This is a genomic window from Pirellulales bacterium, from assembly GCA_019694435.1.
Lineage (GTDB): Bacteria > Planctomycetota > Planctomycetia > Pirellulales > JAEUIK01 > JAIBBZ01.
The window spans coordinates 24,984-36,833 of sequence record JAIBBZ010000028.1 but is presented as its reverse complement, the minus strand read 5'-3'; the positions used below and the strand labels follow the sequence as shown (position 1 = coordinate 36,833).

The 11,850-nt window shown below is 66.9% G+C and carries 6 protein-coding genes; all 6 read right to left on the bottom strand.

Annotated features, from left to right (window positions below):
* Positions 1–48: 48 nt before the first annotated feature.
* Positions 49–870: a hypothetical protein gene (locus tag K1X74_17835; GenBank protein ID MBX7168202.1), complete on the bottom strand. Its 822-nt coding sequence runs from the start codon at positions 868–870 to the stop codon at positions 49–51.
* 145 nt (positions 871–1,015) lie between these two features.
* Positions 1,016–2,071: a S49 family peptidase gene (locus K1X74_17830; GenBank protein ID MBX7168201.1), complete on the bottom strand. Its 1,056-nt coding sequence runs from the start codon at positions 2,069–2,071 to the stop codon at positions 1,016–1,018.
* Between the two features lie 193 nt (positions 2,072–2,264).
* The gene (locus tag K1X74_17825; GenBank protein ID MBX7168200.1) at positions 2,265–3,179 is read right to left on the bottom strand and encodes a hypothetical protein; all 915 of its coding nucleotides are present in this window, start codon (positions 3,177–3,179) and stop codon (positions 2,265–2,267) included.
* The gene (locus K1X74_17820) at positions 3,176–4,081 is read right to left on the bottom strand and encodes a hypothetical protein (GenBank protein ID MBX7168199.1); all 906 of its coding nucleotides are present in this window, start codon (positions 4,079–4,081) and stop codon (positions 3,176–3,178) included. The genes K1X74_17825 and K1X74_17820 overlap by 4 nt, the downstream gene beginning before the upstream one ends.
* A gap of 84 nt (positions 4,082–4,165) precedes the next feature.
* Positions 4,166–10,201 (bottom strand): amino acid adenylation domain-containing protein, encoded by a 6,036-nt coding sequence (locus K1X74_17815; GenBank protein ID MBX7168198.1) that lies wholly within the window; start codon positions 10,199–10,201, stop codon positions 4,166–4,168.
* Between the two features lie 503 nt (positions 10,202–10,704).
* Entirely contained in the window at positions 10,705–11,835 is a 1,131-nt protein-coding gene (locus tag K1X74_17810; protein MBX7168197.1) for an ABC transporter permease, read from the bottom strand.
* Positions 11,836–11,850: the final 15 nt, after the last annotated feature.

The following is an 11,850-nucleotide window of genomic DNA, read 5'->3' as shown; positions in this document are numbered from 1 at the left end:
AGGACCGCCGCGGCTGATGCGCCGCGACACATTCAGATCAAGCGCCCATCAGATCAAGCGGATGTCGCGGATCACATCGGACGCGCAGAGGAACACGTACACGTCGGTCAGGCTCACCACGTACAAGCTGACCCAGGCCCAGAGCATGTGATGCTCGTTGAGTTTCGAGAGCCCTTTCCAGGCATTGTAGCGCGCCTGGCCCATCGTCACGCACGACCAGCAGTCGATCTTGCCGCCGACCAGGTGCCGCAGCGAGTGACAGGAGAACGTGTACAGCGACAGACAGGTCACGTTGAGCAGCAGCACCAAGGTGCCGACGCTGACGCCAAACGTGTGGCTGCCCGTCGGCTTGCCGTCGGCGCCCAGGACTGGCCAGATCAGGCCGTACACGAAGTCGGCCGTCAGGATGACCAGGAACGCCAGCGCCGCGTAGAGGAAAAAGCGGTGCAGATTCTGAAACAGTAGCACGAACGTCTCGCCGCGATAGCGCTTGCCAGGCTTTTCCGCCACGCCGCAGGCCACCGGATCGAGGAAAAAGGCTCGATAGTACGCCTTGCGGTAGTAGTAGCAGGTCAGGCGGAACCCGCCCGGAAAGGGCAAGATCAGCAGGGCCGGCGAAAACCAGGCCGGCACCCACGCGGGCAGCGCCAACAGCGGCGAGTAGAGCGGCGACAGGATGTGGGCGCTCTCCGGGTGCGAGCCCGGCACTCCCAACTGGTAGTACCCATTCATGAAAGCCCGGATGGTGCCGTAGACGATGAAGGCCCCCAAACTGAGGCCAGTGACCAGGGGGCCCGTCCACCAGGCGTCGCGTCGTTGAGTGCACCCGAATTCGACGCAGTCCCCGGCCCGCGCAACTGCCGTAGCCATAACACCCTTTCGCGGTATTTGGAATGCGGCACTATAGCCCTGCCGGTCGCGCGGGTCAACGCGGCGAAAGTGACGCAATGCGGGCAATTCGCCAGGCATTCTTGGCGCCGGACATTCGCCGTCGAGCTGCGCCGCGGAGGCAGCGCTAGTGCCCTGCCCATTTCTCCAGCGCCGGGTCGGGCTGCCAGAGATACAAGAACGTCGGCAGCCGGCTGCGGTCGAGGCCCGGCACGCTCAGTGGCAGGAAGGCCGTCTGCAGCGGCACGTTCGGCGTGATCGCATGGACACTGCGGGCCCGATCGTTGCACCGATGGAAGAAGACGACCTGCGGCGTGCAGAGTTGTCCGGCCAGTTGCCCGGCCAGGCTCACGGCGTCGTCGACATAGCCGATCGAGTCGACCAGCCGGCGTTCGAGCGCCTGCTGCGCGGTGAACACGCGACCGTCGAATAGTTCGCCGTCTTTGAGGTTGATCGTCGGCCGCGCGCCGGCCACGGATTGCTTGAAGCGGTCGTGAAACTCGTTGGCCATCTGCTGCAAGATCGCGCGGCCCTCTTCGGGGATTTCGCGGATCGGTGAACCCAGGTCGATGTTTTCGCCGGCGCGGATCGGTACGCCCAACACGTTGAACTGGTTCATCGTGTCTTGCAGGTTGTAGAGATTCAGGATCACGCCGATGCCGCCGGTGACCGTCGTGGGGTGCGCGACGATCGTGTCGGCCGCCGTGGCGAGGTAATAGGCGCCGCCGGCGCCGAGGTCCATCAGGCACGCCACGACCGGGCGGCCCGTGCGCTGGCGAAACGTCTGCAGGTCGCGGCGCATCACGTCGCAGGCGGTCACGCCGCCGCCGGGCGAATTGATCCGCACCACGATCGCGCACACCAGCGGATCGTCGGCCGCCGCGTCGAGCCGCTCGCGGAACAACGCCACGGGGTTCTCACCCAGAGAAGAGAGACCCGTCATGTCGGTGTTCAACAGCAGGCCGTCGACGTCGATGATCGCGACCCGGGGCGCCTCGAGGTCGGGCTCGCGGGGCAGCGTCATCCGCATCACCGGGCCGAAGGCCTGCACCGGCGGAATTTCGGCGGTCACCCGACCGCTGGTGTGCACCGACAACGGCGGCACCTTGCAGCCGGCCAACAGGCACAGCGCCAGGGGAACCAGCCAACCGCCGATGACAAAGCGCCGCAGCATGGCAGACATCCATCCGTGTCGAGCGCCGCTGCCCTGGACGTCCTGCCCGGGGTTCGACTGGCCATTCGCTCGCGCTCGTGACAGGGCACTGCTGATATCGGTTCGGCGCGAGCACCGAGGCCAGTGTCAGCTACTGAATTCGCCGCCGGCGCTGAGTGCTGGCGCCAGCAGTGCTGTCGTATCACGGCCAGCGGCGCGCCGGTCACTTGCTGGCCGCGTCGAGATCGCGGCGAAAACGCCGCACGCGGTCTTGCGCCACCAGCGGCAGCTTCGACCGCAGCAGGTTCGCGCCTTTGAACCAGCCTTGCGGTTCGACGAAGGCATGATGGTACTCGACAAAGATCGCGCCGGCCGGCTCGCGCAGCCGGGTCAACTTCACGTAGAAGCCCCCGCCGGCGTACGGCACAGCCGGCCCCAACTCGATCTTGCCGGCCTCGGTGCGGCCGATCGACTGCCACTGCACGGGAAACTCGGCATCGCCGCGAAAACGCTCGTCGAGCCGCGACGCCAGCACGATCGATTCGTCGGTCCGGTGGCTCATCGCGTGGCGCGTGGCAAAGATGTACACGCGATCCAGCATTGGGAACCGCGCGTGCAGCCACTGCTCGCCCTCGGCCTTGCCCTCGGGCCCCAGCAGCGAGCGCGCGTTCAAGGCCTGGAGATCGAGCAGCTTCGACGTGGTCGGAATCGCCGCGTCGTCCGATTCGCCCAACCGCGCCAGTTGCTCGCGAAAACTCTCGGAGTAGATCACCTCGAGCTTGCCGTAGGCGACGAAGTAGAGGTCGATGATCCGCGAGGTCGTGTCGGGGGCCGCGGCCGAGTGCTTCTCGATCTGGAGCACGAACGGGCTCACGACTGCGTCGCGCAGCAGCCGCTCGACGGTGTGATTCGCGTCGGAGATCGACTCGAGTGCGGCGCGCTGAGCAGCGGCGTCGAGCCCGTCGGGCACGACCGGCGCATGCAGGGGAATCCGCACTTCGGGCGACACGATCACGCCGTCGGTCAGCAACGCGTCGAGCACCTTGTTCGCCGGCGGATCGGCCGCGGCCACCGGCGGCGCCGCAACCAGCGCGACCCAGGCACACCACCCGAGCGCAATCGGTGCCGCACGTTTCATGGCATCGCCTGCTTTCCAGGAACATCGAACAACGCGAACAACTCGCGTTCGTACAAGGCCAGCGTGGTGGTCGAAAATCGGGCCAGGGCCGCCTGTGCTTCAAGCGCCGGCGGCCAGGGGAGCTCGGCGCCCTCGGGCAGGGTGCCCATGGCAAAGGCCTGCGAGTTGGGCACGCCGACCGTCACTTCTTCTTCGTCGACGACCAGCGGATAACGGTGGACCAGGTTGTTCGGCAGCCGCTTGAACGCCGCGGCCACGCGGTGCAAGACGCCGGCCTCGTCGCGCCGCAGCAGCCAGAGAAACGTCACTAGGCGCCCCGAGCGCGGATCGACCAACAGGCAATAGCGAAACAGAACCTGCTCGTGCTTGCCCGCCAGTTGCACGCGCGTCAGCGCGTCAAGCACGGCAATGTTCGGCCCGCGGGCCACTTGAGTCCACGCCTTGATCTCGTCCTCGCTGCGCGACAGGACCATGCGCGCGACGATGTTCAGATCGGCGCCGAGATCTTCTTGCGTGTCGGCCGTCACGATCGTGTCTCGGGCAGCGATCCGGGTGCCGACGCCCGCGGCAACGGCCTCGAGCCGAAACGGCATACCGGCCGCTTGCCGATCACGGTGCACGTTGGCCACGATCACGCCGAACAGCGACCTGGCCAGATCGGCGGCCACGGGCAGCACCTTGTCGGCTTGCTGCTCGTCGAGCCGCGGCTGATTCTTGACGACCAGGTGCGACCAGCCGATGGGCGGCTTTTCTTCGATCACGGTGCCCGGCCGGATGGTCGTCATCGGCCGCGGTTCAAGATCGAGCGTATCGGCTGCGCACAACGGCCACGCCGCAACGACCCAGGGCAGCACGCTCAACAGCGTCGCGGCTAGCATTCGGTCGCGGGCGCAACGATACATCGTGCTGCAGTTCCACGGACACGGACGGGGTCGCGCAAGTCTAGCGCCACGCCAAGCCACGGGTCAAGCAAAGCCGCTGGTCGTCTACACCAGCGCGACCGTATCGTCGGTCGAAGCGTAATGCGGACCACAGGCCGGCACGCGATCGGCCAACAAACTGGCGACGAATTGCCCGATCTGCCGGGCGCAAGGATCGCGGAACATCTGCAAATGCTCGCAGTCCACGTCGTACAGCCGCAGCGCGCCGCGCACCCAGTGCGACCAGCCTAGCGAGGGACTGTTGAACGCCGGCGAAATCTTTTGCGTGGCCCGGACCACGGTCACGGCGCCGTCGTAGGGCCTGGGCCGATAGCGGAACAGCGCCTGCAAGTTGGCCTGGAACACCTGGAACGCCAGACTAAAGCGCTGCTCGTTCCAATCCGACGTCACCAGCCGGGCACGTTCGGCGCGGCTGCGGAAGTAGTCCAATTGCTCGTCGTGGCTCAAGGCGCGGAGCTGCTCGACGGTCAATTGTTCTTCACCGTGCAACATCTCGACTAGCGTTTGCAAGATGTCGTTCTCGGTCGTCGGGTGCTCCGGCGGCATCATCACCGTGTCGAACACGACGAGCATCTCGACGTTTTCGCCCAGGGCGCGAAGCTGTTGGGCCATTTCGACCGCGACGACGCCGCCGAACGACCACCCGGCCAGTCGATAGGGGCCCTGCGGCTGTTGCCGGCGAACCAATTGCAGGTATGCGGCGGCCATCTCTTCGACCGTGCCGTGCGGTTCGGCCTCGCCATCGAGGCCGCGTGCTTGCAGGCCATAGATCGGCTGGTCGGCACCCAAGTGCGGCGCCAGGGTCAAATAGCAGAACACCGTGCCGCCGGCCGGATGTACGCAAAACAGCGGTCGCTGGGCGCCGCGGCGTTGGATGGGGACGAGCGGCGAGACGGCATCGGCCGTGGCCGGCCGGCGAAGCAATTCGGCCAGCTCGGCAATGGTCGGTCGCGAAAACAGCGTCGCCACCGGCAGCCAACGGCCGAACTCCCGCTCGATCTGCGCCACCATCTGCACGGCCAACAACGAGTGGCCGCCGATCTCGAAAAAGCTGTCCTCGACACCGAAATTGCCGTAGCCCAGCAACCGCGCCCAAATGTCGCGCAGCCGGCGCTCGGTTTCGTTGCGCGGCGCGACGACGGCGCGGTCGGCCGGCATTTCCAATTCCGCGGGATCGGGCAGCGCGGCCCGGTCCAGCTTGCCGTTGGGCGTGCGCGGCAACTGCGGCAGCTCGACGAAGGCGCCGGGCACCATATAGGCCGGGAGCCGCCGCTCGAGCAGGCCGCGAAGTTCGCCGACCGGTGCCGCACGGCGCTGAGCGGCCGCGTAATAGGCTACGAGCCGCTTGTCGCCAGTGCCGATCTCGCGCGCGACGACGACCACGTCGCGAATCTCGGGGTGTTCGCGCAGCACGGCCTCGATCTCCCCCAGCTCGATGCGGAAGCCGCGGAGCTTCACCTGGTGATCGACGCGGCCCAGGCACTCGAGCGCACCGTTGTTGCGCCACCGCACCAGGTCGCCCGTGCGATACATCCTCGCCGGGCGGTCGTCCCGCGCAGGCTGGAACGGATCGGCCAGGAACCGCTCGGCGTTCAGCTCCGGGCGCCCGCGATACCCGCGCGCCACGCCGACGCCGCCGATGTAGAGTTCGCCGACGACGCCCGGCGGAACCAACTGTCGCGCGGCATCGAGCACGTACAGCCGGGTGTTATCCAGGGGGTGCCCGACGCAAATCACTTCGGTCTCGGGCGTGATCCGTTCGGAAGTCGACCAGACGCTCGTTTCGGTGGGGCCGTAGAGATTCCACAGCTCGACGCCGAGGTCGAGCAGCTTGGCGGCCAGGTTCGGGTCGAGCGCTTCGCCGCCGCAATAGGCACGAAAGCCCGGCCGCGGCTGCCAACCGTGATCGACCAGCATGCGCCAGGTCACCGGCGTGCACTGCAACAGCGTCACGTCGTTGTCCTCGAGCGTGGCGATCAGCCGCTGCGGATCGAGCGCCACTTCGGAGTCGGCAATCACCACGCGCGAACCGACCACCAGCGGCAGGAACAACTCGACGACGGCGATGTCGAATGACAGCGTCGTCACCGCGAGCAACACGTCGTCAGCCTCGAAGCCGGGATAGTGGGCGCTCGAACACAGCATGTTGATCACGCCCCGCTGCGTCACCTCGACTCCCTTGGGGCGGCCGGTCGAGCCGGAGGTGTAGATCACGTACGCCAGATCGTCGGGCGCGGCCTGGGTCGCCGGCTCGGTCGTCGCCAGCGCGATCTGCGACCAGTCGCGATCGACACAGACGGTCTCGTAATCGCCCGCCGGCAGTGTGCCAAGCAGCCGTTCGTGCGTGAGCACCAGCGCCACTTCGGCGTCGGACAGCATCGACTCCAGCCGCTCGCGCGGGTACATCGGATCGAGCGGCACGTACGCCGCACCCGACTTGAGCACGCCCAACAGCGCCACAATCATGTCAAGCGAACGCTGGCAATACAGCCCCACCAGGTCGCCGCGACCGACGCCGCGCGAGGCCAGGTAGCGGGCCACGGCCGCGCTCCGCTGATCGAGCTCCGTATAGCTCAGCTTGCTGCCCCGGTGAACGGCCGCCACGGCCCGCGGCGTCCGGGTCACCTGGGCTTGGATCAGGTCGATCAGGTTGCCCTCGGGCAGCGTCGTAGCGGCACCGTTCCACTCGTCCAACAGCTTGGCTCGCGTGGCGGTATCGACCATCGGCAAGGCGTCGATCGAGCATGTCGGATTGGCCACAATCGAATGGAGCAATTCGTGCCAGGCCGATTGCAGGTCGCAGATCGTGCGCTCGTCGAAACGGCCACGGTCGAACAAGATCAGGCTCTGAATTCGTCTGCCGCGGCGCTCGATCACCAGGCTCAGCGGCAACGGCAACATCCAGCGGTAATCGACTTCGACGCGGGCGCGAATCGCGTCGCCCGCGGCCAGTGTCTCGTCGGGCAATTCCTCGAACGCGAACAGCGATTGGAACAGCGGCTGACCGTGGCCGGCGCGGTGCGGGTGCAGCGCCTCGACCACGCGTTCCAACGGCAAATCGCCGTCGGCCAAGGCGGCAACCACTGTCGCCCGCACCCGGCCGAGAAACTCGGCAAAGCCTGGACTGCCGGCCAGGTCGCCGCGCAGCACCACGGTGTTGGCGAAAAAGCCGATCAGGTTCTCAAACTCTCGCCGCGCGCGGCCAGCCACGGGAGCGCCGACGGAAATATCGCTTTGGGCCGTGGTGCGATAGAGCAGCACCTGCCAGGCGGCCAGCAACGTCATGAACAACGTCGCATCGTGCCTGCGGCCGAGATTCGACAGGGCCGCGCTCAGTTCGGACGGCAACTCGGCTCCCAGACAGCCCGACGAACTCGACGCTGCGGCGCGCGGGTGATCGAACGGCAAGGCCAACTCGCTGGCGCCGGCCAGCCGCTCGCGCCAAGCCGCGAGCCGGGCCTCGTACTCCGGGCCACCCAGCGCGCGGCGCTGTGTCGCCACGAAGTCACGATAACGGGCCGCGAGCCGCGGCAACCGTGCAGGCCGATTCTCCAAGCGCGCCAAGTACAGCTCGTTCCACTCGCCGCGCAAGACCTCCATCGAGCAGCCGTCGGTGATCGCGTGATGAAACACGGCCAGGAGCACGTGGCGCTGGGGCGAGAGCGTCACCAGCCGCACGCGCCACAGCGGCGCGACATTCAGGGCAAAGGGCCGCGCCGCGTCGCTATCGGCCAAGCGCGCCACTTCGCCGTCTTGCCGCTGTTCGCCGTAATGCGTCAGGTCGGTTTCGTGCCAGGGCAATTCGATCTCGTTGGCGATCACCTGGAAAGGCACGCCATCGACGTTGTCGAACGCCGTCCGCAAAGGTTCATGCCGCGCGACGATCTCCGCGAGCGCCCCGCGCAGCGCGGCGCGGTCGAGCGGGCCGTCGAGCGTGACCCGTGCGGCGATCTGGTAGCCGGACCGTCCGGCGTGCAGCCGGTCGAGAAACCACAAGCCTGCCTGTCCGCACGAGGCGGCTTGGCGCGGATGGTCGTTTGCCACGACAAGCGGCTCGCGCTCGGCGGGCGACTGTTCGCGCAACCGATCCATCGCGGCGGCCAGGTCGGCCAGCACCGGCGCGGTAAACAAAGTCGCCGGCGGAAGCTCCAGCCCGCAGACCTGGTTGATCCGTGAAATCAATTGCATGGCCAACAACGAGTGTCCGCCGTGATCGAAGAAGTTGTCGCGGCGGCTCGGCGTCGACACGCCGAGCACTTCGCTCCACAGCTTGGCCAGTTGCGTCTCAGTGTCGCCCAGCGGCGGCTCGTGCGCTGTTGAATCCGCGCAAACGGCATCCGCCCCTGCGGCATGCCAGGCGGCGAGAACCGGCAGTTCGCCGGCCAGGTACTGCCGCTTGCACTCGCGGCGCTGCACTTTACCGCTGGTGGTCTTGGGCAGGCGTTGGGCCTGGATCAACACGATCGCCGCCGGCTGTAGATCGTGGGCGGCAAGCACCGCGCTCCGCGCGGCGGCCAACACTTCGTCGAGATCGATCTTTTTCGGCCGTGCGACTTCCTGGACGACGACGAGCCGCTCCGCACCGTCCTGTTCGACCGAGAAGGCAGCGCCGGCGTCGGGCTTGAGCGCGTCGTGGGCGCGCTGCACGGTATGTTCGATGTCCTGGGGATAGTGATTGCGCCCGGCAATGATGATCAGGTCCTTGAGCCGGCCCGTGATGAACAGCTCCCCGTCGCTCAAGAAGCCCAGGTCGCCGGTGCGCAGGAACGGGCCAACGTTCGTGGCCGCGCCGTGCGCGTCGTGCAAGCAGGCGCGAAACGTTGCGTGCGTTTCTTCCGGCCGGTTCCAGTAGCCCTGCGCGATGCTGGGGCCTTGGACCCAGATCTCGCCGATCTGCCCGTCGGGCAGCACCTGCTGCGAAGCCGGATCGACGATCCGCAGCGTGTGATCGGGAATCACGCAGCCATTGCCTACCAGCATCCGCACCGGCTCGTCGCCGGCGGTGGGCGGACAGGCTACGCGGCGTTCGAGACCCGCGGCGCTGAACGGCCTGACGACCGGGGCCCCATCGCGCCGGCCGCCGGAAATCACCAACGTGGCCTCGGCCATGCCGTAGCACGGGTAACTCGTCTCGCGGCGCAGCCCATAGGGCGCGAACTTCTGATAGAAACGATCCAGCGTTTCGGCACGCACTGGCTCGGCGCCGTTGCAGGCCAGCGACCAACAACTCAAATCGAGGTCCGCGCAGTCTTCCTCCGACACGCGCCGGGTACACAGCTCGTAACCGAAGTTCGGGCTGGCCGACGAAGTGCCGCGATAGCGCGAGATGGCTTGCAGCCAGCGCGCCGGCCGCTGCACGAACGACAGCGGCGACATCAAGACCATCGACCGCCCGCGATAGGCAGGCATCAAGATGCCGCCGATCAGCCCCATGTCGTGATACGGCGGCAACCAGCAGACGCCGCGCGCGCCTGGGCCGTCGAGCTGATCAAGCGCCGCGAGGTTCTGCATGAGATTGCCGTGGCCGAGCATCACCCCCCGCGGCGTACCGGTCGAGCCCGAGGTGTATTGCAATATGGCCAGCGTGTCGGCCGTCAGGTGCGGCATGCGCCAGTCGTCGGCCGTGGCCAGGTCGAGCCCTTCGGTGGCCAGCACGGCATCAAAGTGTCCGGTTTGGCGCAAGAGCTGTTCGGCCCAGCCCAGGATCTCGGTGCTAGTCAGCACGTACCGGGCCATGGCGTCGCACACGATCGCTTCGAGCCGCGGTAGCTCGCGATTGATCCGTAGCGGCTCGAGCGGATAGGCGGGCACCGCGACGGCCCCGGCATACAGGCAGCCGTAGAGCGCAGAAATATATTCCAGGCCCGGCTCGTAGATCAGCAGGACGCGTTCGCCCTGAGCGCCGCAATTGCGCAACAGTGTCGCGATTGCGCGAGCGCGGCGATCGAGTTCGGCAAAGCTCAGGCGGCGCTCGTCGGTTTCGCCGTCGGCGAGAAATAGGTAGGCCAGGTCGTCACCGCGTTCACCGGCATAGCCGCGAAGCACGTCGACCAGGTGGGATCGTTGACAGTGCGTGTCCATGGTGTCTCGGGCCCGACGGATGGCAGGGGAAGCAGCGTTGCATTTAGTCCACAAATATAGGTCGCGCGATCGCTGGAACTCCCTTATCCGCAACGTGTTTGCACTCGCCCCCCAACGCGATCCGCAGGCTGCGAAAAATCCCCACACCTGGTCGGCATGCGGGATCGATCGATTGCATGGGTTTCTCGCTGGTGGGGTGGCGATTACACGCCGCGTGCGGGTCGTGCCGCCTGCATGGCGTCATCGCTGACGCTGTCCCTGCGTGCCTGACGGGCCGTCTCGGCTCGATTTCTCGGGCCGGGTCGGAAACCTTTTTCATTACCGTCAAGCGTGGAAACCCTTCCATTGTTACGCCTGGGCATCGCTGCGCCAGTCGCTTGACGAGAACTATTCGCAAAACCGATGCCAAACTATTGAACGCGGTCCGTGGGGGGTTGGCAAAAACAGGAGTTGAGCGCAGCCGCCATCATCCGCGGCACGCAGCGCGATCAACGTCGCATTCGTCAGGTACGCAGTGCTGCCGCAGGGAGCATGCGCATGCCCAGCCGCGCCGGATACAGGCCGCCCAACAGCGCGAACGCCGCGGCGACGACGAATCCGTGCCCGATGGTCTCCGGCCCGATCTGCCCGTCGATATAGCCGTTGACCTGGGGGAGCTGGCAGAGCAGGCGTACGAGCAACACCGCGCCCGCGGCCCCCAGTCCGGCGCCGATCAGCCCCAGCGCAAGCGATTCGCCCAGGATCATCGCGGCGATGCGCCGCCGGGGCCAACCCAACGAGCGCAGGATGCCCAGTTCGCGCGTCCGCTCGAGCACCGAGGTGAGCATCGTGTTCAAGGTCCCCGCCGCGCCGATCACCAGCGCGATCAGCGAAGTCACCCACGCCATGCCGGCTGCCACCCGGATTTGCGAATTGGTCTGTGCAAACTGCCGGGTCGTCATCGCGCTCAAACCGGGGGCCAAGTCCTCGATCTCGCGCCGCAGGCGCTCGACTGCGGCCGGCGTGCGCGGCTCGGCCAGCGTGACGGTGAACCCGGTCACCTTGCCTGGCAGGTCCATGATCCGCTGCAGTTGATCCAACGGGATCACCATGCCTCCGTTCTCGAAGACGCTGAAACTCTCGAAAACGCCGACCACCTCGAACGGTTCGTCAGGCACGATCTCGAGCGTCTGGCCGGCGTGGAGCCCCAGGTTGGCCGCCAGCACCTTACCTAGCATGACGTGCCGCGCGTCGCCCGCGGCCAGCCGCCGACCGCCGGGTAGCACCCGCAATTCGCGTAGCGGCTGCGAGTCGACCCGCCAGCCGTGAACCAGCACGCCATAGAGCTGCTGGTCTTCGTACGAGACCACCTCGATCAGGCCGCCGGTCACCTCGGCCACGCCCGGCAACCGCGCGATCTGGTCGGTCAGCGACTCGTCGATCGCGCTGTTGAGACCCTGCGAGGCCCCCGCGCGGGTCACCACCAGGTCGACCCCGCGTTCGTCGTAGACGTTGCGCAGCGCCTGCTGGAAATTGCGAGCGATACCCACCAGCGCGACGAGCGTGCCGATGGCCACCGCGGCGCCGCAAACCGTCAACAGCGATCGCGCCGGCGAGCGCAGCAGATTCTTGAGAATCACCGTGGAGAATCGCATGGCCCTTAGCCTAGC